We start from the raw sequence: 24,303 nt of genomic DNA, 5'->3' as shown, positions 1-24,303 counted from the left end.
TTTGCGGGGGTCCCCCGGCGTGGTTTAGAAGCGACTCCTCGCGTGGGGGCGCGCGTCTGTCCTTTGAGGTGAAGGTGTCTCTGCTTCGCAATTCGTGGGCTCGTCCGGCGCTCGTGGCCGGCGTCTGCGCCCTTGCCCTGACCGGATGCGCCGGCCGCCAGAAGAAGCCGCGTCTCGTCTACGAGGAGCGCCCTGTGGAGCTGCTCTACGCCACGGGCGCCGACCGTCTGGACCGGCGCCAGTGGGACCAGGCGGTCAACTACTTCCAGGAAGTGGAACGCCAGCACCCCTATTCGGAGTGGTCGCGCCGCGCGATCCTCATGCAGGCCTTCGCCCACTACCAGTCCAACGACTACGCCGAGGCGATCGCCGACGCCGACCGCTTCATCCAGCTCTACCCGGGCAACCCCGCGGCGGCCTACGCCCACTACATCAAGTCGATCTGCTACTTCGAACAGATCGTGGATGTGGGCCGCGACCAGGCCGCCACCGGCCAGGCGCTGGCCAATCTGCGTGAGGTGATCCAGCGCTATCCGCGGACGGAATACGCTGCCGACGCCCGGCTGAAGGTGGACATGGTCAACGACCAGCTGGCGGGCAAGGAGATGACCGTCGGCCGCTGGTACCTGCGCAACGGCGACACCCTGGCGGCGATCGGCCGGTTCCGCACCGTGGTCGACCGCTACCAGACCACCAGCCACACGCCGGAGGCGCTCTACCGCCTGGTGGAGGCCTATCTGACGCTGGGGCTGATGGACGAGGCCAAGCGCAACGGCGCGGTGCTCGGCCACAACTTCCCGGGCGACGCCTGGTACGGCGACGCCTACAAGCTGCTTACCTCGCGCGGCCTGCGCCCGGCGGTGGAGCCCACCGGCGCCTCGGGCCGGCGCGGCTTCCTGAAGATCCCGTTCCGCAAGAACAAGTCCGAGACGATCCGGCCGCCGGCCGCCGCCGCCAGCCCGGTCGCGGCCACCTCCACCGACGCCGCCGCGACCGCGGAACCTAAGGCGAACAACTAAGGCTTTCTCGGCGCCTGATTCCGGGCGATCTTCGCAGCCGTGCTCATCGGACTCTGGATCCGCGATGTCGTCCTGATCGAGGCCCTGGACCTGTCCATCGGGCCCGGCCTCACTGCGCTTACCGGCGAGACCGGGGCCGGCAAGTCGATCATCCTCGACGCGCTCGGCCTCGCCACGGGAGCCCGCGCCGACGCCGGCCTCGTGCGCCGCGGCGCGCCCCAGGCGGCCGTCTCGGCGGTCTTCGCGCCGTCGCCGGACCATCCCGTCTGGGACCTGCTGGAGGACAAGGGCCTCTCCTACGCCCGTGACGAGGACCTGGTGCTTCGCCGCACGCTCGCCGCGGACGGCCGCAGCCGGGCCTTCGTCAATGACCAGGCCACCGGCGTGGGCGTGCTGAAGGAGGTGGGGGAGCGGCTGCTCGAGGTCCATGGCCAGCACGAGACGGTGGGCCTGCTGGACGCCCGCACCCACCGCCCGCTGCTGGACGCCTACGGAGACGCAGGTCCCCTGGCCGCCGCCGTGGCCCAGCGCTGGCGGGCCTGGCGCGAGGCCCGCGAACAGGTGGACGAGCTGCGCGCCGTGGTCGCCCGCGCCGCCGCCGAGACCGAGGAGCTGCAGCTGCGCCTCGCCGAGCTCGACCGGCTGGACCCGCGGGAAGGGGAGGAGACCCGCCTCGCGGAGGAGCGCGCGGTGCTGGGCGCTGCGGAGAAGGCGCTCGCCGACATCTCCAGCGCCCGCGACACCTTCGACGGTCTCGGTGGCAAGGTGGCCTCCGCCATCCGCGCCCTCGAACGGGCCCGCGAGCGGGCGGTCACCGCCGGCGCCGCCGCCGACGGCGCGGCCGTCAGCCGCCTGACCCAGGCCGCTGAGGCCCTGGACCGCGTGCTTATCGAGGCCGGGGAAGCCGAGGCGGCCATCGACGCGGCCGCCGAGGCCTTCGAGTTCGAGCCGGACCGCCTGGAGAAGGCGGAGGAGCGGCTGTTCGACCTTCGCGGCCTGGCCCGCAAGCTGAACGTGGCGGTGGAGGAGCTGCCGCTGCTTCGCGTCCGCTTCGCCGAGCGCCTGCGGGCTGTGGAGTCGTCGGAGGACGCGCTCAAGGCCGCCGAGGCCGCCCTGCAGGCCGCGCGCCAGGCCTACCTCGCCGCCGCCGCCGAGCTCACCGCAGTCCGCCGCGGGGCCGGGGTGCGGCTGGCCGAGGCTGTCATGGCCGAGCTCGCCCCCCTCAAGCTTGAGAAGGCCCGCTTCCGCGTCGCCGTCGAGCCGCTGCCCGAGGACCGTGCCGGCCCGGCCGGCCTCGACCGCGTCGCCTTCGAGATCGCCACCAACCCAGGCGCCCCGTTCGGCGACTTGGGCGCGATCGCCTCCGGCGGCGAGCTTGCCCGCTTCGCGCTGGCCCTGAAGGCGGCGCTGGCTGGCCGCGGCGGCGGCCCCCAGCCGCTGATGATCTTCGACGAGGTGGACCAGGGCGTGGGCGGCGCCGTCGCCGACGCGGTCGGCTTGCGCCTCAAGAAGCTGGCCGCCAACGCCCAGGTCCTGGTGGTCACCCACTCGCCCCAGGTGGCCGCCCGCGCCGAGGCCCACTGGCGCATCTCAAAGGCCGGCGACGCCGACCGCATCCGCACGGCCGTGGAGATCCTCTCGCCCGAAGACCGCGAGGAAGAGATCGCCCGCATGCTCGCCGGCGCCCACATCACCGACGCCGCCCGCGCCGCCGCCCGCGCCCTCATCGGGGCCTGAGCTTATTCACGCTGCGGTGCGAGATCGCCGGGGTTGCCGCAGCTTCTCCCTTCCTCCTCGATGGAGGAAGGGCGGGGATGGTGGTGAGTGCAGTGAGCTGAATGTCAGTCTGTTGGGCGCCGCGCCACTCCCGCCACACGACGGCCGCTCTGCGTCCACAACCACCCAACCCTCCTCCATCGAGGAGGAGGGCTTTAGATCATCATCGTCTTCGTGGTTGCCGAGACCGGAAGAACAGGAAGGGCTCCACGTCCTTGCCCGTGCAAGTTAGACCTGCCCCATGGCCGCGACTCCGAAACCCGTCACCGACCTCACCGAAGCCGAAGCCGTCGAGGAGCTGACCCTCCTGGCCGACGAGATCGCGGCGCACGACATCCGCTACCACCAGGAGGACCAGCCCTCCATCTCGGACGCCGACTACGACGCGCTGAAGCAGCGCAATGCAGCGATCGAACAGCGCTTCCCGCACCTGGTCCGCGACAACTCCCCAAGCCTGCGGGTCGGCGCAGCGCGCTCGGAGCAGTTCGCGCCCGTGGAGCATGGCGTCCCCATGCTCAGCCTCGACAACGCCTTCTCCGACGAGGACGCCGCCGAGTTCGACGCACGCGTGAAGCGGTTCCTCAGGCTGGACGAGGATGTCGCCTACACCGCCGAGCCGAAGATCGACGGGCTGTCCTGCTCCATCCTCTACGAGCGCGGCGTGCTGGTTCGCGCGGCCACCCGCGGCGACGGCCGGGTGGGGGAGGACGTCACCGCCAATGTCCGCACCGTGGCCGAGATCCCCAAGCGCCTCTCCGGCTCAGGCTGGCCTGACAGCATCGAAATCCGCGGGGAGGTGTATCTGGCGAACGAGGAGTTCGCGGCCATGAACGCCGCGGCCGAAGCGGCCGGCCAGCGCACCTACGCCAATCCGCGGAACGCGGCCGCCGGCTCGCTGCGCCAGATCGATCCGAAGGTCACGGCCCAGCGACCGCTCCGCTTCTTCGCCTATGCCTGGGGGGCGGTCAGCGCGCCCTTCGCCGAGACCCAGTGGCAGGCGCTGGAGCAGCTCAAGGCCTGGGGCTTCCAGGTCACCCCGCAGAGCCGCCGGGTGGTGGGCGTGGCGGGCCTGCTGGAGGCCTACCGCGACATGGAGGCCGTGCGTCCGAAGCTCGGCTTCGACATCGACGGCGTGGTCTACAAGGTCGACCGCCTCGACTGGCAGAACCGGCTGGGCTTCGTGTCCCGGGCCCCGCGCTGGGGCGTCGCCCGCAAGTTCCCGGCCCAGCAGGCCCGCACGGTGCTGGAGGCCATCGACATCCAGGTGGGCCGCACCGGCGCGCTCACCCCCGTGGCGCGGCTCACCCCCGTGACCGTCGGCGGCGTGGTCGTCACCAACGCCACCCTGCACAACGCCGACGAAATCGCCCGCCTGGACGTGCGTCTCGGCGACACGGTGATCCTGCAGCGGGCCGGCGACGTGATCCCGCAGATCCTGGCCGTCGTGCCGGAGGAGCGGCCGAAGGACGCCACGCCCTACGAGTTCCCGCACGTCTGCCCGTGCCCCCTGCGCACTGAGGTCGTGCGCGAGACCACCTCCTCTGGCGCCGAGACGGTGGTCCGCCGCTGCTCGGGCGAATTCGCCTGCCCGTTCCAGAAGCTCGCCCACCTGCGCCACTTCGTCAGCCGCCGGGCCTTCGACATCGAGGGGCTGGGCGAGAAGCAGCTGGTGCTGTTCAGCGAAAAGGGCTGGCTCAACTCCCCCGCCGACATCTTTCGCCTGCACGAGAAGCGCGACGAACTGCTCGCCCTCGACCGTTTCGGCGAGACCAGCGTCCGTAACCTGCTCGACGGCATCGAGGCCCGCCGCGACATCGCGCTGGAGCGCTTCATCTACGGCCTCGGCATACGGCATGTGGGCGAGACCACCTCGCTCGCGCTCGCCCGGCACTTCGAGACGGTGGAGGCCTTCGTCGCCACCGCCCGGGCCGCCGCCGACCAGTCGGGCGGGGCCATGTACGCCGAGCTTGCGGAGCTGGAAGGCCTCGGCCCGACCGCGCTCGCCGCCGTGCTCGAGTTCGCCCGCGCCCGGCCCGCCCTGCTGATCCCGGCCAACGCCTCGCTGGAAGAGCACCTGCGGCTGGCGATCCCCAAGCTCAACGCCCGGAGCCGGTCGGCGCTGGCCGAGCGCTTTGCCGACTGGCCGACCTTCGAGGCCGCCGCCGCCGAGGCGCTCGCCCAGACCCCGGGCGAAGCCTTCCACGAGCTCTCGTCCATCGGGACGGTGGGGGTGGTCGCCGCCCGAATGATCGCGGCCTTCTTCGGCGAGGCGCACAACCGGACCATGGTCGACAGCCTGCTGGGCGAGCTGCGGGTGATCCCGGCCGAGAAGCCCAAGTCCGACACCGCCGTGGCCGGCATGACCGTGGTCTTCACCGGCGCGCTCGAGAAGATGACCCGCGACGAGGCCAAGGCCCAGGCCGAGCGCCTGGGCGCCAAGGTCTCCGGCTCGGTGTCCAAGAAGACCGACCTCGTCGTCGCCGGCCCCGGCGCCGGCTCCAAGCTGAAGGACGCCGAAAAGCACGGCGTGAAGGTGATCACCGAAGCCAAGTGGCTGGAGATGGTCGGCGGGTAGGGGCGGTCACTCGAGCGGAGGGCCGCGCTAAAAAGCCTTGCCCCCCCAAACCGCTCACCCCGGCGAAAGCCGGGGCCCAAGCGGACTCGGGCCCGCGGCTGGGTCCGTTCCTTGCTCAGCTTGGATCCCGGCTTTCGCCGGGACGAGCGGAGAGAGTGCAGTGGCCCACCGCTCAGTCCGGCGCCTTCAGCTCCGCGCACGCGGCCGGCTCGGCGGTGAACATCAGGCTGGCCACGCGCCAGACGCCGTCCACCTTCACCATGTCGAACACGTCCACCCCGCAGTGCAGCCGCTTGCCGCCCTGCTTGATGTCATAGGGCGCCCAGACCACGGCGATCGGCCCGCGGCGCATGACCTTCGGCGTCCAGATCCGCTCGTCGAGATCGGGGCTGGCCTTGATGCTCTCCAGCCAGGCGGTCACCGGCCGCCGCACGTGCCGCTCGCTGCCGTCCGGCGCGATCCGCACGATGGTCATCACCCCGTCGGCGTAGATCAGCTTCTCCAGCCCGGCCGTGTCCTGCCGTTTCATGGCGGCGAAGAAGCGGTCGATCTGCGCCAGGATGGCCTCCTGTTCCGGGTCCGCCCGCCGCTTGGCGGCGGCAGGGCCCGGGAAGGCCAAGGCCGTGCAGGCCAGCGCTGTGACCAGGATCCTCATGCGGGGTTCCGGGCGGTGACGATCCAGGTGGCGGAGGGCAGCTTCACCCCATCCGGTCCCTCATAGGCCGCCAGCGCGTCGCGCACCGCGGCCACCACCACGTCCCGCTTGTCCGGGTTTTCGCGCAGCATCATCCCGAGCGGCCCGATGCGCAGGGACAGGCCGACGGCGGTGCGCAGGTCCCCGCCGCCGATCGCCTCGTCGTGAGGCGCAAGCGCAACGTCGGCGAAGCCGGCCGCGCCCAGGATGCCGCGCACCCGCTCGGGATCGGCGAAGGCGAAGGGGCCGGGCGCGTGCGGGTCGCCGGGCGGAGCCGGCGGCGGCAGGTGCTGCACGGCCGCGGCCATCGGCGCGGTCATGATCGGGTTCTCCGCCAGAGAACGCCAGCAGACGAAGGCGAGGCGGCCGCCGGGCTTGAGGGCGCGACGGATGTTGCGGAAGGCGGCCGCCGGATCGGCGAAGAACATCACCCCGAAGCGCGAGAAGACTCCGTCGAAACTCGCGGGATCGAACGGATAGGCCTGGGCGTCGGCCTCCAGGAAGCTCACGCCGGCCGGCGCCGGGCGGGCGCGGGCCACGTCCAGCAGGGGCCGGGAGATGTCCACGCCGACCACCTCGCCCCCCGGCGCGGCCGCGGCCAGCTCCAGGGTCGTCTCGCCGGCGCCGCAGCCGATGTCGAGCAGGCGCTCGCCGGGCTTCGGGGCGAGCGCCGCCATGGCGGCACGGCCGAGGGGCCTGAGCTGCCGGTCCAGGGGCTCCTGCATCTCGGCCCAGGTCCGGCCCGCCGCGTCGTTCCAGTAGGCCTGCTGGGCCGCGTTGGGGGCGTCGCTCATCGGGTCAGACCGGCGCGCAGGCCTGCTCGAGCCAGGCGCGGACCTCCGGCTCGACCTGCGGGGCGACCACCTTCAGGACGCGCTGATGGTAGGCGTTGAGCTGGGCGCGTTCTTCCTCGGTGAGCAAGGCGGCCACGATCAGGCGTCGGTCGATGGGCGCCAGGGTCAGGGTCTCGAAGCCCAGCATCGGCCGCTCGCCGCCGGGGACGTCCTGCGGCGGGGTCACCACCTGCAGGTTCTCGATCCGGATCCCGTAGGCGCCTTCCTTGTAGTAGCCGGGCTCGTTGGACAGGATCATGCCGGGGCGCAAGGCGACCGTGTTCGGCGCCTTGGAGATCCGCTGCGGCCCCTCGTGGACGCCGAGGTAGCTGCCGACGCCGTGACCGGTCCCGTGGTCGTAGTCGAGCCCGTAGGCCCACAGCGGCGCGCGGGCGAGCGCGTCGATGGCCGAGCCCGTGGTGCCGGCCGGAAAACGGATGCGCGCCAGCGCCAGGTTGCCTTTCAGCACCAGGGTGAAGCGCTCGCACATCTCGGCGCTGGGCTCGCCGATCGCCACCGTGCGGGTGATGTCGGTGGTGCCGTCCAGGTACTGGGCGCCGGAGTCGACCAGCAGAAGCGAGCCCTTCTCGGCCCGCTTGTTCAGCCGCTCGGTGGGCCGGTAGTGGACGATGGCGCCGTTGCCGGCAGCGCCCGCGATGGTGTCGAAGGACAGGTCCTTCAGCGCGCCGGTCGCCTCGCGGAAGGCCTCCAGCGTCTTCACCGCGGTGATCTCGTCGGGCGGGTTGATCTGGCCCTCGGTGGCGAGCCAGTGCAGGAAGCGGGTGACCGCCGCCCCGTCCCGGGCATGGGCGTTGCGCGCGCCCTGGATCTCCACCTCGTTCTTGCAGGCCCGGGGCAGGGCGCAGGGATCGTCCGCACGGACCACCTCGGCGCCGCCGCCGCTCAGCGCCTCGAAATACCAGGCCGAGGACTGGCCGGGGTCGACCACCACGCGCTTGCCGCGCAGCTCGGCTAGGGCCTGGGGCAGGTCCTCCGGGGTCTCGAGCCGCACCTGGTTGCCGAGCCAGGCCGGCAGCTCCGGCGTCACCTTCTGCGGGTCGAGGAACAGCCGCGCCGTGCCGTCGCGGTTCAGCACCGCCTGGCCGAGCGGCAGGGGCGAGCGGATCACGTCGCCGCCGCGGATGTTGAACAGCCAGGCGATGGAGGCCGGGGCGGTCAGCACCGCGGCGTCAGCGCCGCCCGGCAGGGCCGCGCCCACCCGGGCGCGCTTGGAGGCTGAGTCCTCGCCGGCATATTCCAGCGGGTGCGGGACCACGGGGGCCACAGGTTGCGGCGGCCGCGCCTCGCCCCAGGCCAGGTCCACCGGATTGGGCGTCACCGGGCGCAGCTCGGCGCCGGCGCGGGCCGCCGCCCGCTTCAGGTGCTCCAGGGCGTCGGGGCTGTGCAGGCGCGGGTCGTAGCCGATCTTCTGGCCCCGGGCCGTGGCCGTCTCCAGGTAGGCGGGGACGCCGCCTTCCACGAGGTCGCGGATCTCGAAGGTGGCTTGGTCCACCTGGTCGCGGACCTGCAGGGTGTAGCGGCCGTCCACGAAGACGGCGGCCTTGTCCTTCAGGATCACCGCGGCGCCCGCCGAGCCGGTGAAGCCGGTCGCCCAGGCGAGCCGGTCGTTGGCGGCGGGCAGGTACTCGTTCTGGTGCTCGTCCTCGTGCGGCACGAGGATGCCGTCCAGCCCCTGCTGCGCCATGGCCTGGCGGATCAGCGGGACGTGCTTGGGGCCGAAGGAGCGATCGGTGGTCTCGTCGAAGGTCTGGCGCATGGAATGGATTTAGTCCCTTCCCGCGGCGCGGCAAAGGCGGCTATTATACCCGGGTGAAATAGGAGTTCCCATGGACCGCCAGGCCCGCCGCGACGCCATCCGCGACTACAAGGAGACGAAGCCGCGCTGCGGGATCTTCGCCGTACGCTGTACGCCCACCGGCGAGGCCTGGGTCGGCGCCTCCAAGAACCTCGACCAGCAGCAGAACGCCATCCGCTTCTCCCTGAAGACGGGTCCCGGCGGCCGCCTCCACCCCGACCTGCACAAGGCGTTCCGTGAGTACGACGCCGAGTCCATCGCCTACGAGATCCTCGAAGTGATCGACGACGAGGATCTCGGCGCCTACGGCCGCGACAGCCAGCTGAAGGACCGCCTCGCCCACTGGCTCGCGACCCTGAACGCCCGCAAGATCTTCGGTTAGGCCCGCTTCAGGACCAGGGTGGCCCACGCGTCGCGGTGCAGCCGGCGCACCAGCCGGAAGCCCTTCGAGGTATAGGCCGCGAGCACCCGCCGCTCCTGCGTCCTGAGCAGCCCCGAAAGGATCGCCAGCCCGCCGGGCTTCAGGGCCAGCTTGATGTCGTGGCTCAGCGCCACCAGCGGCGGCGCCAAGATGTTGGCGAACACCAGGTCGTAGGGGGCCTCGCCGCGCACCTTCTGGTCGTTCAACCCGCTTGCATGGACGAACCGCGCCCCCGCGTTGTTCAGCGTCGCGTTCTCGTTCGCGATGCGGACGGAGACCCGGTCGATGTCGGTGCCGATCGCGACCCGGCTGCCCGTCCGCGCCGCGGCGATGGCCAGCACGCCGGTGCCGCAGCCGACGTCCAGCACCTTGTCGAACCTCTGGGCCTTCAGCAGGTCGTGGAAGGCGAGGAGGCAGCCGACGGTCGTGCCGTGGTGCCCTGTGCCGAAGGCGGCGCCGGCTTCGATGCGCAGGTTCACCGTGCTGGCGGGCGCCAGGCCCCGGTCGTGGGCGCCGTAGACGAAGAAGCGGCCGGCGCGGACCGGCGGCAGGCCGGAGAGCGCCATGGCCAGCCAGTCGGCGTCGGCCAGCTTCTCGGTGCTGACGCGGAGCTCGGGATGCCCGGCGAGGACCTCCAGCAGGGCCGCGCGCTCGTCTTCCGAGGTGGGGAAGGCGTCGATCCGCCAGACGTCGTGGTCCTCGTCCTCCTCGAGGATCGAGTAGGTGAGGGTCTCGGTGGCCGGGGTCTCGTCGAGGACGGCGGCGGCGGCTTCGGCGTGCCGGCGAGGGCCGCGGGCGGTGATCTGGAAGGCGTCGTCGCTCATGCCGCGCCGTCTAGCGGGCGGGGGCGGGAAAGGCGAGGGGGATCAGCCGTCGACGGGGCGGGTGTCGCCGGTCGCTTCGGGCATGGCCTCGGCGTCGTACTCGTCCGAGGGGGGCGGGGGCGGGGCGTCGAGGCGCTCTGGGCCATAGGCGGCGCCGCCGGCGAGGGAGGGGAACTGGACCGGCTCGGGCGGCGGTTCGTCCCAGCGGGTCATGGCGTACTGGACGGGTTCGGGGGCCTCCTCGTCGGAGGCGATGTAGTCCGTATACGGAACGGCTTCGATGACGTCGGGCTCTTCGCGCCAGGCGATCTGCTGCTTCCAGTCGGTGCCGACCACGTAGTCGGGGATCTGGCCCTGCCAGTAGGCCAGCGTGAGGCCGTCGTCGAAGGGGCCGGTGGAGCGCGCGCCGGACCAGCCGGTGAAGATCTGCGGGCCCTCGGGGCGTTCGTCGCCGCGCAGGTTGGGCTTCATGGCGCCGCCGAACAGCAGGCCCGCCACGGCCGCCAGACCCACGCCGGAAAACAGCTTCTTGAGATCCACGGCCCTGCGCCTTTGATGTTCCAGTTCCAGGCCGCTAGAGCGCGCGACGGGCGGGTTGGTTCAGGGCCAAGGTGGCGCCATCTCACACCCTGAGCGTTGAGCCCGCGGGAGACGTCGCCATGAGCAAGTACCAACCGCTTTCGGAACGCCTGGCCGGCCACGAAGGTCCGGAATGGCGCGCCAGCTTCGCCGAGATCGAGGAGGTCCTGGGCTTTCCGCTGCCGAAGACGGCGCGCTCGGGGAAGACCTGGTGGTCCGGCGAGGACAAGCCGCACGCCAGGGCCTGGACGCAGCACGGCTTCGCGGCCGAGCCCGATCACGCGGCGGGCCATGTCACCTTCCGTCGCGGGGACATCCCGCCGAGCGCCGTGGAGGCGGTAGGCCAGGCGACCGAGCTGGTGGAACGGCCGGCGCAGGACGAGCCGCCGGCCTCGGCGACAGGCCGGAAGCTCCCGATGGGGGCCCTGGTGGCCGGCGGCGTCGCGGTGGCCGCGGGGCTGGGCGCGGTGCTGTTCCGGACGCTGCGCCGGAAGGGCTAAGGCTCAGCCCTTCTCCACGAAGCTGTCGAGGACCTTCTTCTCGCCGGCCTTGTCGAAGTCCACGGTGAGCTTGTTGCCTTCGACGCTGCGGACCTGGCCGTAGCCGAACTTCAGGTGGAAGACGCGGTCGCCGCGCTTGTAGTCGCTGGCCGCCGAGCTCTCGGACACCGCCACAAGGCGGCCCTCGCCCTCGATGACCTGCTGGCGGCCGGGATGGCTGCCGCGGTAGCCCGAGGCCTGGGCGCGCTTCCAGCCGGGCGAGGAGTAGCCGGCGCCGAACGATGGGCTCTCGTCCCAGCGGCTGCCGTGCTGCTGCATCCCAGGCCCGCCGCCGTAGTAGCCGGTCTCCGAGGAGGCCTCGACGTTGGCCGGCGGCAGCTCGTCCACGAAGCGCGACGGCAGCTGGCTGGTCCAGCGGCCGTAGACCTGGCGGTTGGCGGCGAAGGAGATGCGCGCCTCCTCGCGGGCGCGGGTGATGCCTACGTAGGCCAGGCGGCGCTCCTCCTCGAGCCCCTTCTCGCCCTTCTCGTCCATGCTGCGCTGGGAGGGGAACACGCCCTCCTCCCAGGCCGGCAGGAAGACCAGCGGGAACTCCAGGCCCTTGGCCTGGTGCAGGGTCATCATTTGGACGGCGTCGTCGCCGCTCTCGCGCTCCAGGTCGAGCACGAGCGAGACGTGCTCCAGGTAGGCCTCGAGGGTGTCGTGGGCCTGCATGGAGTTGACCAGTTCCTTCAGGTTCTCGAGCCGGCCCTGGGCCTGCGGGCTGCGGTCGAGCTTGAGCGCGTCGGTGTAGCCGCTCTCCTCCAGCACCTGCTCCATGAGGCGGGCGTGGTGGATGCGCTGGGCGTCGCCCCGCCAGCGGTCGAGGTCGCGCAGGAAGTTCGAAAGCGCCGTGCGGGTGCGGGCGGCGAGCTCGTCGGTCAGCACCACCTGGCGGGCGGCGTGGGTCACCGGCACCCCGTTCAGGCGGGCGATCTGCAGGAGCTTCTGAACGGTGGTGTCGCCGATGCCGCGCTTGGGGGTGTTGACGATGCGCTCGAAGGCCAGGTCGTCGTCCGGCGACTGGATCAGCCGCAGGTAGGCGTGGGCGTCGCGGATCTCGGCGCGCTCGAAGAACCGCTGGCCGCCGATGATCTTCAGCGGGATCTGCAGCAGGGCGAAGCGCTCTTCGAAGGCGCGCATCTGGAAGGAGGCGCGCACCAGGATGGCCATGTCGCGGTAGCGGCGGCCGGCCCGCTTGGCCCGCTCCACCTCGTCGGCGATCAGCCGGGTCTCGGCCTCGCCGTCCCAGATGCCCCGGACGATGACCTTCTCGCCGCCCTCGGCCTCGGTCCAAAGCGTCTTGCCCAGACGGCTCTTGTTGGCCGCGATCAGGCCCGAGGCGGCGGCCAGGATGTGGCTGGTGGAGCGGTAGTTGCGCTCCAGCCGGACCACCTTGGCCCCCGGGAAGTCGCGCTCGAAACGCAGGATGTTGTCGACCTCGGCGCCCCGCCAGCCGTAGATCGACTGGTCGTCGTCGCCCACGCAGCAGACGTTCTGGCGCTTCTGGGCCAGCAGCCTGAGCCACAGATACTGGGCGACGTTGGTGTCCTGGTACTCGTCCACCAGCAGGTAGCGGAAGCGGTCGTGGTACTCGGCCAGCACGTCCGGCTGGCTGGTGAAGATGGTGATGTTGTGCAGCAGCAGGTCGCCGAAGTCGCAGGCGTTCAGGACCCGCAGCCGCTCCTGGTACATGCGGTAGAGCGCCTGGCCGCGGCCGTTCGCGTATTGGGCGCTCTCGGCGGGCGGCACCTGGTCGGGGCGCCAGCCGCGGTTCTTCCAATGGTCGATGAGGCCGGCCAGCAGCTTGGCGGGCCAGCGCTTGGCGTCGATGTTCTCCGCCTCGAGGATCTGCTTGAGCAGCCGCTCCTGATCGTCGTCGTCGAGGATGGTGTAGTTCGACTTGAGCCCCACCAGCTCGGCGTGGCGACGCAGGATCTGCGCGGCCACCGAGTGGAAGGTGCCCAGCCAGCGCAGGCCCTCGGCCTGGCCGCCAATCATGTGGGTGATCCGCTCGCGCATCTCGCGCGCGGCCTTGTTGGTGAAGGTGACCGCCAGCAGCTCCCACGGCCGGGCCCGGCCGGTGGCCAGGATATGGGCGAGCCGCGTGGTGAGCACGCGGGTCTTGCCGGTGCCGGCGCCGGCCAGCACCAGAACCGGGCCCTCCACGGCCTCGACGGCCTCGCGCTGCTCGGGGTTCAGCCCTTCGAGGTAGTCGCCGGGTCGGCCATCAACGCGCGCCAGATCGCTGATGCGGGTGGCGGGCGGCTGGTAATCGGAATGGGATTCGGACGGAGACATCGGCGCCGGTTTAGCACGAAGGACGGCCGACGGCAGCCGGTGCGTTCGCGCTCCGTTCCTCAGCGGATCGCCGCAACCAGCGCGGCCAGGGCGGCGGCGAGGCTGAGCAGGCTCGGGACCAGCAGGCGCTGGGCGAGGGCCGGCGCGGGCGCCGCCTTGGCGACGGCGCCGCGGCGGCGGGCCGGACGATCGGGATAGGACATGGGTGGCTCCTTCGCCGGCGGAGATCGGCGTTCGTGACGCTCCGCGCAAGGGGAGGGCGGCCTCGGGAGGAACTTCGCCGCAGGGGCGCCGTTTGGCTGGCGAACCTAGCGGAGGCGCGAAGGGCCATGGCCGAGACGCAACGGGGGCGCCTGCCCACCTGGGCCGCGGTCCTGGTTGGCGCGGCGGCGGCGTTGTTGCTCGTGGCGCTCTGGACGGGCTGGTCGCGGACCCGCGGCGCGGCCCGGAACCTGGACGTCCGGATGGCGCCCGCCATGCCCGAGCTGCCGAGGCCGACGCTGCCGGACGCGCCGCGCCTGCCCGACGCGCCGCTGCCGACACCGAAGTAGAGAGGGAGAGCCCATGACCGACCACAGCTCCAACGCCGCCCCGAAGAAGGCCAGCCGCCGGATCCCGCCGCTTGTCTGGATCGTGCTCGCCCTGCTGGTCGGCTGGCTGGTGGTGGCGATGATGCAGCGCCAGGGCTCTGATCGGACCCCGCAGGGCGGCTCAACCCCCGCTGCGGCGGAAGGGACCTCGGTGATGCCCGCGGCTCCGGCGCAAGGCGACGCCCCGGCGACGCCGGCCGGTACGGCTAACGGCCCGCAGCAGCCCCCGGCCCAGTAGTCTCCTGGGCGTACCTGAGCGCGGCGACCCGGCAGGCGGAGGCCAGCGGGCGTTCGCCGCGCTGGCCGTCTATGCGGCCGATGAGGCCGGCCAGGCTGGTGGCGCGCGCCTGCGCCATGGCCTCCAGCACCGCCCAGAATTCCGGCTCCAGCGCGATGGAGGTGGCGTGGCCGGAGAGCAGGACTGAACGCTTGCGCAGCACGGGCATAGGCTTTGTTTAGGCCCTCCGGGTAATTCGTCCAGCAGGTCTTGCGCGAAGATGACGCTGTCGTCATTTTCAGCGCCGCAAGTTGACGAGGTTCTTTGATCATGGCGATGACCGCCGACACCATCGACGCGAAGTATGCGCCGCCCCGGGCGTCGACGAAGCTTGACTGGCCGCACGCCATCCGCGCCCTGCGCCGCCTGCTGGCCGACAAGGAAGACACCACGGCCGTCTTCGAGATCATGCGATCGCTGAACGGCGCCTCGACGGCCAAGGGCTACCACCGCCTGCTGCACACCCCGCAGGGCGGACGGATCGCCTACCAGCGCCCCGAGTTCGCCGAGAAGCTGATGGACGACGCCTGGCTGGACAGCCTGCCGGAAGGCTCCGTCGGCGCCGCCTACCGCACATTCGTGCGCTCCGAGCAGCTGTCGGCGGAGGGCCTGGCGGAAGTGAGCCGCAAAGGGCTGTCGCAGATCGAGGAACAGCACCCCTACGCCTGGTTCGGCCGCCGCACCCGCGACGTGCACGACGTCTGGCATATCCTGTCGGGCTACCATCGCGACGCCCTTGGAGAGGCCTGCCTGGTGGCCTTTTCCTACGCCCAGACCAAGGGCCTCGGATGGGCGCTGATCGCCGTGGGCGCGGGCCTGCGCTCCCTGAAGGAGAAGCGCTTCCCCTACCGGGCCGCCATCTGGCAGGGCTACCAGCGCGGCAAGCGGGCAGCGTGGCTTCTGGGCGAGGATTACGAGACCCTGATGGCCGAGCCGCTCGAGGCCGCCCGCCGCCGGCTGAACATCACCCCCGCGACCGTGTACGACTCGATCCCGCCCGAGGCGCGGGACCTGGTGGTGGGGGGCTGAGGCGCCCGAAAGCCCTCCTCCTCGATGGAGGAGGGTTGGGTGCTGGTGTGCACATCGCGTTGCGGCAGGCGGCGCGGGTGGGCGTCGGCGCCTGACGGAGCGTCGCCTTCATTTCATTGCGCACACCACCATCCCCGCCCTTCCTCCATTGAGGAGGAAGGGAGAGCTGCGGCCAGGCCTCGCGCAAATTCTATCCCAGCGGGGGCGGCGGGGCTGAAGCCGGCTCCAAACGCAAGGCGTGGCCGTTCTGGGTGAGCGCGGGCCATGCGGTCCAGGTTCCGAGGGCGTAGACGCAGCCGTAGGCGAGGACGATCGCCGAGCTCCAGACAGCGAAGGCGTCGGTGGGGCGGAACAAGAGAGCTGGGAAGAGCAGCAGGCCGCGGAGCAGGTAAACGGTGCTGATCAGCACCAGGGCCGTGCGCAGGAGCGGCAAGCGAGGGATTAAGCCCGCGCCGGAGAAGGCGTAGGCGGACCAGGCGGCGAGGACCAGGGCGATGCCGGCGGTGATGGCGGCCGGGCGCCACGAGCCACGGGCCGCCGCGTGGGCCATGCCTTCACCTGCGCCGAAGAACCGGTACCAGTCCGGCCCGCCGAAGATCACCGCCACATGCACCGCCGCGGCCAGCGCGCTGAGCGCGCCGCCGAGCACGAGCCACCTGTTCATCCGGCCAGCCTCCGCCCCTGGAGAACATTGGTGTGCAACAGGGCGGCGGCGCCGGCAAGCGGCGATCAGCGGTTCCGCAACTGCGCAGCGCCGCTATGGGCTGGCGGCGGGCGCGGCCGTGCCAGCGCCGCAGGCGCTCCCAGGCCTACGGGGCGGGGCGGTCCCGACAGCCTCGCAGGGCATACCGGCGGAACAAACCCGCGAGCGCACCCTTGTAGCGCCCTGGAGGAGATCGCTCATGAACGCCGTGCCGCGCCTTGAGACGCTGACCAGGCTGGGGTTCGCCGCGCGCGGCGTGCTGTACCTGACCATCGCCTGGCTGGCGATCGAGGCGCACCGGACGACGGGCAGCGCGGGAGCCCTGCGCTCCATGGCCGGCGGCGGGATGAGCCGGGTGGCTCTGGCCGTGATCGCCCTGGGGCTGCTGGCGTACGGCGCCTGGCGCTGCGCCGAGGGCCTACTCGACCTGGAGGGGGCCGGCGATGGCGCCAAGGGCGCACTGGTGCGGCTGGTGCACGGGACAAGCGGCGTACTGCACCTGGTCCTGGGCCTGCTGGCCGGCGCGCTCGCCCTGGGCATGAGCGGGGCCGGCGCGGGGGGCGGCGGCGGGGCGGACAGCGCCACGGGCTGGGTGCTGGGCTTGCCCGGCGGCGGGCTGATCCTGCGACTGGCCGCCCTCGGCTTCATGGCCGGCGGCCTGGCGCAGGGCTGGAGCGCCTACAGGCTGAAGTTTCTCAAGCAGCTGGATCCGCCCGCAGCCGGGCGGCCGTGGATCAAGTGGATCGGCCGGCTCGGCTACCTGGCCCGCGGCGTGGTCTTCGTGCTGATCGGCTGGCTGCTCTGGCGGGCGGCGAGCGCCTCTGATCCACAGCAGGCGGGCGGGGTGGGGGAGGCGCTGGCCTCGCTCTCCGGGTGGATGCGGGTGGCGGTGGCTGGCGGGCTGGGCCTGTTCGGCGTGTTCAGCATCGTGCAGGCGGCCTATCGCCGGATCACCGACCCGCACGTGCTGAGCCGGCTCGCCGCGCGTTCGCCGGCGCACAGGAGCGCGGCCCGAGGCCGAGCAGGTCACTAGCCCCCGCTCGACAGCGGCGCGCGTTTGGGGCACGAGAAGCCGCTTTTCGCAGGGAGGGGCAGTGAACTCTGCCGGGCTCGAGGTGAATGGGCGGTCACGGGGCATCCCGCCGCACCTCGTGCCGATTCTGGTCCTGACGATCGGCCTGCTGGCCAGCGTCCTGGCGGCCTGGCAGGTGGACCGCCTCAGCCGGGCCAAGGACCTGCAGCGCTTCCAGAACGGAGTCGAACGGGCGCACAGCGCGATCTCCGACCGGCTGCAGGCCTACATCAGCGTCCTGCGGGCGACCGCCGGCTTCCTCGCGGCCTCGGAAGGAGAGGTCACCCGGGACGAGTTCCGCACCTATGCCGAGCGGCTTCAATTGCCGCGCATCTATCCCGGCATCCAGGGCATCGGTTTCAGCGCCCCGCTGCCGGGCCTGGACACGCCTGCGACGCGCGCCCGCCTGGCGACGCTCGGGGCGCCCGATGTTTCGGTGAGGCCCCGGACGCCCCGGCCGGAGGTCCACGCCATCGTGCACCTGGAGCCGCTGGACGCCCGCAATCGCGCAGCCCTGGGCTTCGACATGTACGCCGAGCCCACCCGCCGGACGGCCATGAGCCGCGCGCGGGACCAGGCGCGGAGCGCCATGTCCGGCAAGGTGGAGCTCGTCCAGGAGATCGACGCCCAGAAGCAGGCGGGCTTCCTGATCTACCATCCGGTCTACCGGGGCGGTGCGCCGCCGCCGAGCGTGGAGGCGCGGCGTACGGGCTTGATCGGCTTCGCCTACAGCGCGTTTCGGGCCGACGACCTGCTGGCGGGGATACTGGGCCGGGAGGCCGCGCCGCCGATCCACATCGCCGTCTACGACCAGGCCGTCCGTCCGGAGAACCTGCTGCACAAGTCGTTCCCCGGTCCAGTCGACGCCATGGCGCGCGAGGCGCGGCTGAGCGCAACCCATAGGCTGGAGACCGCCGGTCGAACCTGGCAGGTGGTCTACTACGCTGGCCCAGGCTTCGAGCGTGAGCGCACACGCGGGCTGGGCATGGCCTTCTTCCTCGGCGGCGCGGTGGCGAGCCTGCTGGTGGCGACGGCGTCCTGGTGGCAGCTGCGGGCGCGGCTGGCCGCCGAGGCGGAGGTGGCGGCCCGGCGGCGAAGCGAGGAGCAGCGGCTGCTGCTGGTGGCCGAGCTGAACCATCGGGTGAAGAACAGCCTCGCCACCGTGCAGTCGATCGCGGCCCAGACGCTGCGGGAGGGACGCGACATCCGCGAGACCCGGGCCAGGTTCGAGGCGCGGCTGCTGGCGCTCAGCGAAGCCCACAACCTGCTGACGCGCGAGCACTGGGAAGGAGCCGAGCTGGGCGAGCTGGTGAAGCTCGAGCTTGCGCCCCTGGGCGCCGTGCGGGATCGGGTGACGGTCGGTGGCCCGCAGGTGGTGCTGCCGCCCGAGACGGCGCTGTCGCTCGCCATGGCGGTGCACGAGCTCGCCACCAACGCCCTGAAGTACGGCGCGCTGTCGGATTGGCAGGGCAGGGTGACGATCGCGTGGCGCACCTATGAGGCGGCCGGCGCGCCCCGGCTCGAGCTGGAGTGGGTCGAACACGGGGGGCCGCCGGTCAGCCCCCCGCAACAGCGGGGCTTCGGCTCGCGGCTGATCGAAACCGGCCTGCGCCGGCAGCTGCAGGGCCAGGTGGAGCTGCTGTTCCAGCCGGAAGGCGTGTGCTGCCGCATCGACCTGCCGCTTCCGGAGACCCGCGGCGCCTAGTCCTCGCGCTTCGCCTGGTCGTGGAGCCGACGCGCCTTGTCGGCCTCAAGCCTGGAGACCGCCTTCTCCGCCTTGGTGCGGCCGAAGCGGATGCGGTTCTCGGCGGCGGCGGACTTGGCGGCCGCCCTGGCGCGCGCCTTGCGCGCCTTGTTGAGGTTGATCGGCTCGGTCATCGGGGCAGGGTGGCCGCGCCGGCTGCGGCGCGCAACCTCGGCGGCGGTTCCCCGTTTCCCGCCGGCCAACGGAACGAGGACGCGACATGGTGCAGCCGGCGGACATCCACCCGCACATGGAGGTGATCGGCTCGGACGGCGATCACGTGGGCAAGGTGGACCACGTGGTCGGGGACGAGATCGAACTGGCCAAGTTCGACCTGGGCGCTGGGCTGAAGCATCACATGGTGCCGATGAGCTGGGTCGACCGTGTCGAAGACGACAAGGTCTGGCTGAACCGCACCAAGGACGCCGCCAAGGCCGCGTGGAAGATCAGGGTCTAAGGTTTATCGGGATAACGACTGGCGGCGGAGTCTGTTGTCGGGCCTGAAATATACTTAGCGTTATCTTATCATGACCCATCCTCCGCAGTGTCGACTCGGGGGATATCGAAGATGTTCGGGCTGGCCCGGCGCAAGCTGGCGGAAGATGATCGTAGAGCTGACGATCTGGCGGCGCGTTTCGCCGCCCTGAACCGCTCGCAGGCGGTGATCGAGTTCAGGCTCGACGGCACGGTGGTTTCGGCCAACGAGAACTTCCTCAAGACGGTGGGCTATGCGGCCGAGGACATCCTCGGCAAGCACCACTCGATGTTCATGGACCCCGCCGAGGCGGCGGGCGAGGATTACCGCGCCTTCTGGCGGCGGCTGAACGCAGGCGAGTTCATCGCGAGCAAGTTCCGCCGGCTGGCCAAAGGTGGGCGCGAGGTGTGGATCCAGGCCTCGTACAACCCGATCTTCGACGCGACGGGGCGCCCCGTGGGGGTGATCAAGCTGGCCACCGACATCACCGCCGACGAGCAGGCGGCGCGCCAGGCGGAGGCCGCGCGCCGGCATGACGAGGCCGTGCAGGCCCAGGTGGTGGAGGCCCTGGCCCAGGGCCTCAGCCGGCTGGCGGCGGGCGACCTGGGCTGCCGGATCGACGCGGAGTTCGACGGCGGCTACGCGGCGGTGCGCGAGGACTTCAACAAGGCGGTGGGCAGCCTGGCCGAGGCGATGAGCCGCATCTCGGACGCCAGCGGCGCGGTGCGCAGCGGCTCGGGCGAGATTTCCACGGCCGCCGACGACCTGTCCCGACGCACGGAGCAGCAGGCCGCCTCGCTGGAGGAGACCGCGGCGGCGCTCGACGAGGTGACCGCCACCGTGCGCCAGAGCGCCGAGAGCGCGCGCGAGGCGGCCGCGGCGGCCGAGGCCTCGCGGTCGGCCGCCGACACCGCCGGCGCGGTGGTCGGCGAGGCGGTGGGCGCAATGGGCGAGATCGAGCACAGCTCGGGCCAGATCACCCAGATCATCGGGGTGATCGACGAGATCGCCTTCCAGACCAACCTGCTGGCCCTGAACGCCGGGGTCGAGGCGGCGCGCGCCGGGGAGGCGGGGCGCGGCTTCGCGGTGGTGGCCCAGGAGGTCCGCGCGCTCGCCCAACGCTCCGCCGAGGCGGCCAAGGAGATCAAGACGCTGATCGCGTCCTCGAGCGAACAGGTGGCCCGCGGCGTGAAGCTGGTGGGCGCGACCGGCGAGGCGCTGGAGGCCCTGGTGCAGCGGGCCGGCGAGATCGCGGGCCTGGTGTCGGCCATCGCCCGGTCCGCCGAGGAACAGTCGCTCGGGCTGGGCGAGGTGAACAGCGCGGTCAACCAGATGGATCAGGTGACCCAGCAGAACGCCGCCATGGTGGAGCAGACCACCGCTGCGGCCGCCCAACTGCGCACCCAGGCCGAGGCGCTGGGCGAGGCGGTGTCGCGCTTCCGGCTGGGGCGCGCGGAAGGCGCCAACCCGGTGCACGAGGCCCAGGGCCGGCTTCGGCGGGCGGCCGGCGCCTGGTAGGGGGCCGGCGGTCTTAGCGGACCGCGCCGCAGAACCGCTGGATGCGGCGGCAGGCCTCTTCCAGGGTGGCGTTGGCCGTGGCGTAGCTGATCCGGAAGAAGGGCGACAGGCCGAAGGCCGCGCCGTGCACCACGGCCACGCCCTCGGCCTCCAGCAGCTCGTTGGCGAAGTCCTGGTCCGAGCCGATGGTCCGGCCGCTGGGCGCGGTCTTGCCGATCAGGCCCTCGCAGGAGGGATAGACGTAGAAGGCGCCTTCAGGCGTCGGGCAGTGGATCCCGGTGGCCTGGTTCAGCATCGAGACCACCAGGTCGCGGCGTTCCTGGAACAGCTTCTGGTTCGGCTTGATGAAGTCCTGCGGGCCGTTCAGCGCCTCGACGGCGGCATACTGCGAGATGGACGTGGGGTTGGAAGTCGACTGGCTCATCACCTTGCGCATCAGGTTGATGAGCGGCTCGGGCCCGCCGGCGTAGCCGATCCGCCAGCCCGTCATGGCGTAAGCCTTGGAGACCCCGTTCATGGTCAGGGTGCGCTCGTAGAGGCCGGGCTCCACCTGGCAGATGGTGGTGAACTCGAAGTCGTCGAACACCAGGTGCTCGTACATGTCGTCCGTGAGGATCCAGACGTGCGGGTGGCGCAGCAGGACATCGGCCAGTGCGCGCAGCTCGGCGCGGGTGTAGGCGGCGCCCGACGGGTTGGACGGCGAGTTCAGCAGCACCCAGCGGGTCTTGGGCGTGATCGCCGCCTCGAGTTGCTCCGGCTGGACCTTGAAGCCGGCCTCGGCCGTGGTCATCACCGCACGCGGCTCCCCGCCGGCCAGCAGGACGATGTCCCAGTAGCTCACCCAGTAGGGGGTGGGCACGATCACCTCGTCGCCCGGGTTCAGGGTGGCGACCATGGCGTTGTAGATCACCGGCTTGCCGCCGGGCGAGACGTTGATCTGGCTGGGCTTGTAGGTGAGGCCGTTCTCGCGCTGGAACTTGGCGCAGATGGCGTCCTTCAGCTCCGGGATGCCGTCGACGTTGGTGTACTTGGTCTTGCCGTCGCGGATGGCCTTGATGGCCGCTTCCTTGATGTTGTCCGGCGTGTCGAAGTCGGGCTCGCCGGCGGCCAGGCCGATGACGTCGCGGCCCTGGGCCTTGAGCTCGCGGGCTTTCTGGTCGGCGGCAAGGGTGGCGGACGGCTTGACGCGCGACAGGGCGGCGGACTGCAACGACATGGGAACGGGCCCCCTCAAGGCTCAGACTTGCGGATCGGGGGCGGGTTTAACGACAACCCGCCCCCGGGGCAAACCCGCTCTCCAGGGGGTCAGACGAACTTCGGGATCAGATGAAGTTGGTCAGCGAGATGTCGGCCAAGGTGCGGCCCACCAGCACCACGCCGGCGTCGGCGCCATTGGTCGGGTCGCCGTCGGAGTCCACGAAGACGTAGACGTTCTGCCCCACCTGGGCCGCCACGTACTTCGCGCCGGGGCCGGAGATGTGCTCGTTGGCGATGCGGAGCGCCTCGTCGTAGCTGGTCGCCACGAACTCGGAATACTCCAGCGGCAGGATCGAGTGGGCGGCTTCGTCCTCATCGCCGCCGCCCAGCGCATAGATGCTGACCTGCTGGAAGCGCAGCTTGTCGTCGGCGCCGCTCCAGTCGAGGATCGTGTCGTCCTGGCCGGCCGCCGGCCGAGTGTGGCTGACGAACTCGAACACGTCGCGCCCGGCGCCGCCCGAAAGCACGTCCTTGCCGACCGAAACCGAGGTGATGGTGTCGTTGCCGTCCTCGCCGTCGACGATGGCCGAGCCGCCGTAGAAGATGGCGATGCGATCGTCGCCCGCGCCGGCAAGCACCCGGTCCGCGCCGCCGCCGGTCTGGATGATATCGTTGCCCTCGCCGCCCAGCAGGGTGTCGGCGCCGGCTCCGCCGTGCAGCTCGTCGTCGCCGAGGTCGCCCGAGAGGTAGTCGGCGCCGTCGAGGCCCACCAGGAGGTCGTCGCCGCGGCCGCCCAGCAGGGTGTCGCCGCCGCCGCCGCCGAAGATCTCGTCATTGCCGGCGTTGCCGTGGGCGAAGCCGCCGCGGGTCTCGGCGGCGGTGGCCACGTAGATCACGTCGTCGCCCTGGCCGCCGTAGAGGGTGTTGGAGCCCAGATCGCCTTCGAGCCGGTCGTCGCCCGCGTTGCCCTGGATCAGGTCGTCGCCGCGCCCGCCGTTGACGCTGTCGTGGCCGGGGCCGCCATAGAGGCCGTCGCCGTAGACCGAGCCCGCGATCCGCTCGTCCGAGGTATCGCCGACCACCAGCTTGGAGCCGTCGGCGAACTCCGCCTGGCCGTTCTTGGTGACCTGGGTGAAGGCCGTGCCGAATTTCACCGTGCGGCCGTCGAGGGTGACCAGGATACTGGGCACTTCGGGGGTCAGGGCCAGGGGATCGTAGGACTGGTAGACCACGCTGGTCGCATTGGCGCGGCCGGCGAAGGTCACGGTGTCCGCCGCCGTGATCGCGGCGGCCTGGTTGGCGGTGATGGTCTCGAACGCGTAGCGTGCCACAGGCAGCCTCTCCGAACTGGAAGTCCCTCTCGGCCGAAGCCCGGCCTTAGGCTTTAGATCGACCATGTTGCGTAAAAACGCAACATAGAAAAACGCAACATGGCCGCGGCTTGACCGGCCCGGCTTGATCGGCGACCTCAGCGCCGATGCGCCGCCTCTTGCAGTTCCTGTCCGACATGGACGCCAAGGCGTGGCGGGCGCTGCTCGTCTCCTTCGTGCTGTTCGGCGGGGTCGGCGTGGTGTTCGTGTTTGGCGCGCAGGTCCTGGGCTTCGACGGCGAGGCCACGGTGGAGCGCTGGATGGGCGCCGGGGCGGGGCCCTGGTCGCTCCCCGTGGCGGTGGCGGCGTTCGCCCTGCTCGCCTTCGTGGGCGTGCCGCAGTTCATGCTGATCGCTGCCGCCGTGGTGGCCTTCGGCCCCTGGGCCGGCTTCGCCTACTCGTGGATCGGCACCATGGTCTCGGCGATGATCGGCTTCTACCTCGGCCGGGCCGCGGGCGCGCGGACGCTGGACACCTTCTCGGGCCAGGGGCTGCGGCAGTTCATGGAACTCGTGGGCCGCAACGGCTTCTTCGCGAGCCTGATCGTCCGGCTGGTCCCGTCCGCGCCCTTCATCGTGGTCAACATGGCGGCCGGAGTGACCCCCATGCGGATGCGCGACTTCGCGACCGGCACGGCCTTGGGCATCGTGCCGAAGATCGCGCTCACCGCCTTCGCAGGGAATTCGATCATCCAGGTGCTGCGCGGCGAGGGCGGCGGCGGCCACGTGGCGGCGATCGCCGGCGTGGCGCTGCTCTGGCTGGTGATCGGCTGGTACGCCCGCAAGTGGCTGAAGGCGCGCGAGGCGGCCGGCGGCGGCGATCTCGGCTGAGACCAACAGGGGAATGTTCTTGCCCGCAAGCGGTCCTAAGGCCGCGCTTTTGGGAACAGTCTTGCGGCCCAAGGCCGGATTCGGTTAGAAGCCTCGCATGCGTACGCGGCTCGACAGCCTG

At 71.4% G+C, this 24,303-nt stretch carries 25 protein-coding genes; 13 read left to right on the top strand and 12 right to left on the bottom strand.

All coding sequences use genetic code 11. The annotated features are described in order from the left end of the window. Positions 1-80: 80 nt before the first annotated feature. From VIL67_RS08440 to ligA, 3 genes are all read left to right on the top strand, one after another. Positions 81-1,019, top strand: coding sequence for an outer membrane protein assembly factor BamD (locus VIL67_RS08440; protein WP_414696202.1), 939 nt, complete (start codon positions 81-83; stop codon positions 1,017-1,019). 39 nt (positions 1,020-1,058) lie between these two features. Beyond that, entirely contained in the window at positions 1,059-2,756 is a 1,698-nt protein-coding gene (recN, locus tag VIL67_RS08435; RefSeq protein ID WP_332048432.1) for a DNA repair protein RecN, read from the top strand. A gap of 280 nt (positions 2,757-3,036) precedes the next feature. Then, positions 3,037-5,370: an NAD-dependent DNA ligase LigA gene (gene ligA, locus VIL67_RS08430; RefSeq protein WP_332048431.1), complete on the top strand. Its 2,334-nt coding sequence runs from the start codon at positions 3,037-3,039 to the stop codon at positions 5,368-5,370. Positions 5,371-5,542: 172 nt separating this feature from the next. On the opposite strand, the gene VIL67_RS08425 is transcribed toward ligA, so the two are convergent. From VIL67_RS08425 to VIL67_RS08415, 3 genes are read right to left on the bottom strand one after another with little or no spacing between them, the layout of a single operon-like run. Further along, positions 5,543-6,025 carry a nuclear transport factor 2 family protein gene (locus VIL67_RS08425; protein WP_332048430.1) on the bottom strand — a complete coding sequence of 161 codons (483 nt, stop codon included), beginning with the start codon at positions 6,023-6,025 and terminating at the stop codon, positions 5,543-5,545. Next, positions 6,022-6,858 carry a class I SAM-dependent methyltransferase gene (locus VIL67_RS08420; protein WP_332048429.1) on the bottom strand — a complete coding sequence of 279 codons (837 nt, stop codon included), beginning with the start codon at positions 6,856-6,858 and terminating at the stop codon, positions 6,022-6,024. The genes VIL67_RS08425 and VIL67_RS08420 overlap by 4 nt, the downstream gene beginning before the upstream one ends. 4 nt (positions 6,859-6,862) lie before the next feature. Next, positions 6,863-8,674 carry an aminopeptidase P family protein gene (locus VIL67_RS08415; protein WP_332048428.1) on the bottom strand — a complete coding sequence of 604 codons (1,812 nt, stop codon included), beginning with the start codon at positions 8,672-8,674 and terminating at the stop codon, positions 6,863-6,865. 70 nt (positions 8,675-8,744) lie between these two features. Here VIL67_RS08415 and VIL67_RS08410 point away from each other — a divergent pair, with 70 nt between their 5' ends. Next, entirely contained in the window at positions 8,745-9,095 is a 351-nt protein-coding gene (locus tag VIL67_RS08410) for a GIY-YIG nuclease family protein (RefSeq protein ID WP_332048427.1), read from the top strand. Here VIL67_RS08410 and VIL67_RS08405 read toward each other — a convergent pair. After that, positions 9,092-9,958 carry a 50S ribosomal protein L11 methyltransferase gene (locus VIL67_RS08405; protein ID WP_332048426.1) on the bottom strand — a complete coding sequence of 289 codons (867 nt, stop codon included), beginning with the start codon at positions 9,956-9,958 and terminating at the stop codon, positions 9,092-9,094. The genes VIL67_RS08410 and VIL67_RS08405 overlap by 4 nt on opposite strands. A gap of 42 nt (positions 9,959-10,000) precedes the next feature. Further along, a complete protein-coding gene (locus VIL67_RS08400; protein WP_332048425.1) occupies positions 10,001-10,498 on the bottom strand; it encodes a hypothetical protein in 498 nt (165 codons plus the stop codon). 119 nt (positions 10,499-10,617) lie between these two features. Here VIL67_RS08400 and VIL67_RS08395 point away from each other — a divergent pair, with 119 nt between their 5' ends. Continuing rightward, complete coding sequence (locus tag VIL67_RS08395; protein ID WP_332048424.1) at positions 10,618-11,037, top strand: DUF7662 domain-containing protein; 420 nt, start codon at positions 10,618-10,620, stop codon at positions 11,035-11,037. Positions 11,038-11,040: 3 nt separating this feature from the next. On the opposite strand, the gene VIL67_RS08390 is transcribed toward VIL67_RS08395, so the two are convergent. Together VIL67_RS08390 and VIL67_RS08385 are read right to left on the bottom strand one after the other, a co-directional pair. Further along, positions 11,041-13,377: a UvrD-helicase domain-containing protein gene (locus tag VIL67_RS08390; protein ID WP_332048423.1), complete on the bottom strand. Its 2,337-nt coding sequence runs from the start codon at positions 13,375-13,377 to the stop codon at positions 11,041-11,043. A 59-nt stretch (positions 13,378-13,436) separates the two neighbouring features. Continuing rightward, positions 13,437-13,580: a hypothetical protein gene (locus VIL67_RS08385; RefSeq protein ID WP_332048422.1), complete on the bottom strand. Its 144-nt coding sequence runs from the start codon at positions 13,578-13,580 to the stop codon at positions 13,437-13,439. A gap of 126 nt (positions 13,581-13,706) precedes the next feature. Between VIL67_RS08385 and VIL67_RS08380 the strand changes: the two genes are divergently transcribed. Further along, complete coding sequence (locus tag VIL67_RS08380) at positions 13,707-13,928, top strand: hypothetical protein (protein WP_332048421.1); 222 nt, start codon at positions 13,707-13,709, stop codon at positions 13,926-13,928. A 13-nt stretch (positions 13,929-13,941) separates the two neighbouring features. Next, complete coding sequence (locus VIL67_RS08375) at positions 13,942-14,205, top strand: hypothetical protein (RefSeq protein ID WP_332048420.1); 264 nt, start codon at positions 13,942-13,944, stop codon at positions 14,203-14,205. On the opposite strand, the gene VIL67_RS08370 is transcribed toward VIL67_RS08375, so the two are convergent. Then, entirely contained in the window at positions 14,174-14,413 is a 240-nt protein-coding gene (locus VIL67_RS08370) for a ribbon-helix-helix domain-containing protein (RefSeq protein WP_332048419.1), read from the bottom strand. The genes VIL67_RS08375 and VIL67_RS08370 overlap by 32 nt on opposite strands. Positions 14,414-14,514: 101 nt before the next feature. Here VIL67_RS08370 and VIL67_RS08365 point away from each other — a divergent pair, with 101 nt between their 5' ends. After that, a complete protein-coding gene (locus VIL67_RS08365) occupies positions 14,515-15,273 on the top strand; it encodes a Coq4 family protein (RefSeq protein ID WP_332048418.1) in 759 nt (252 codons plus the stop codon). A 190-nt stretch (positions 15,274-15,463) separates the two neighbouring features. On the opposite strand, the gene VIL67_RS08360 is transcribed toward VIL67_RS08365, so the two are convergent. Beyond that, positions 15,464-15,937 (bottom strand): hypothetical protein, encoded by a 474-nt coding sequence (locus VIL67_RS08360; RefSeq protein WP_332048417.1) that lies wholly within the window; start codon positions 15,935-15,937, stop codon positions 15,464-15,466. A 238-nt stretch (positions 15,938-16,175) separates the two neighbouring features. On the opposite strand from VIL67_RS08360, the gene VIL67_RS08355 reads away from it, so the two are divergent. Together VIL67_RS08355 and VIL67_RS08350 are read left to right on the top strand one after the other, a co-directional pair. Beyond that, on the top strand, positions 16,176-17,009 hold the full coding sequence (locus tag VIL67_RS08355) for a DUF1206 domain-containing protein (RefSeq protein WP_332048416.1): 834 nt from the start codon (positions 16,176-16,178) through the stop codon (positions 17,007-17,009). Between the two features lie 61 nt (positions 17,010-17,070). Continuing rightward, positions 17,071-18,753, top strand: a complete 1,683-nt coding sequence (locus VIL67_RS08350) for a CHASE domain-containing protein (protein ID WP_332048415.1) — start codon at positions 17,071-17,073, stop codon at positions 18,751-18,753. On the opposite strand, the gene VIL67_RS08345 is transcribed toward VIL67_RS08350, so the two are convergent. Then, the gene (locus VIL67_RS08345; protein ID WP_332048414.1) at positions 18,750-18,926 is read right to left on the bottom strand and encodes a DUF4169 family protein; all 177 of its coding nucleotides are present in this window, start codon (positions 18,924-18,926) and stop codon (positions 18,750-18,752) included. The genes VIL67_RS08350 and VIL67_RS08345 overlap by 4 nt on opposite strands. 86 nt (positions 18,927-19,012) lie before the next feature. Here VIL67_RS08345 and VIL67_RS08340 point away from each other — a divergent pair, with 86 nt between their 5' ends. Together VIL67_RS08340 and VIL67_RS08335 are read left to right on the top strand one after the other, a co-directional pair. Further along, positions 19,013-19,249: a DUF2171 domain-containing protein gene (locus VIL67_RS08340; protein ID WP_332048413.1), complete on the top strand. Its 237-nt coding sequence runs from the start codon at positions 19,013-19,015 to the stop codon at positions 19,247-19,249. A gap of 111 nt (positions 19,250-19,360) precedes the next feature. Continuing rightward, the gene (locus VIL67_RS08335; protein ID WP_332048412.1) at positions 19,361-20,785 is read left to right on the top strand and encodes a methyl-accepting chemotaxis protein; all 1,425 of its coding nucleotides are present in this window, start codon (positions 19,361-19,363) and stop codon (positions 20,783-20,785) included. Positions 20,786-20,798: 13 nt separating this feature from the next. Here VIL67_RS08335 and VIL67_RS08330 read toward each other — a convergent pair whose 3' ends face one another. After that, a complete protein-coding gene (locus VIL67_RS08330; RefSeq protein ID WP_332048411.1) occupies positions 20,799-22,001 on the bottom strand; it encodes a pyridoxal phosphate-dependent aminotransferase in 1,203 nt (400 codons plus the stop codon). A gap of 106 nt (positions 22,002-22,107) precedes the next feature. Continuing rightward, positions 22,108-23,313, bottom strand: a complete 1,206-nt coding sequence (locus VIL67_RS08325) for a calcium-binding protein (protein ID WP_332048410.1) — start codon at positions 23,311-23,313, stop codon at positions 22,108-22,110. Between the two features lie 146 nt (positions 23,314-23,459). Between VIL67_RS08325 and VIL67_RS08320 the strand changes: the two genes are divergently transcribed. After that, positions 23,460-24,182 carry a TVP38/TMEM64 family protein gene (locus VIL67_RS08320; RefSeq protein ID WP_332048409.1) on the top strand — a complete coding sequence of 241 codons (723 nt, stop codon included), beginning with the start codon at positions 23,460-23,462 and terminating at the stop codon, positions 24,180-24,182. Positions 24,183-24,303: the final 121 nt, after the last annotated feature.

Origin of the sequence: Phenylobacterium sp. (genome assembly GCF_036563385.1) — a bacterium.
In the GTDB taxonomy this organism is placed as follows: Bacteria; Pseudomonadota; Alphaproteobacteria; order Caulobacterales; family Caulobacteraceae; genus Phenylobacterium.
The sequence above is the reverse complement of the archived record's forward strand: the minus strand, read 5'-3'. Positions and strand labels throughout refer to the sequence as shown.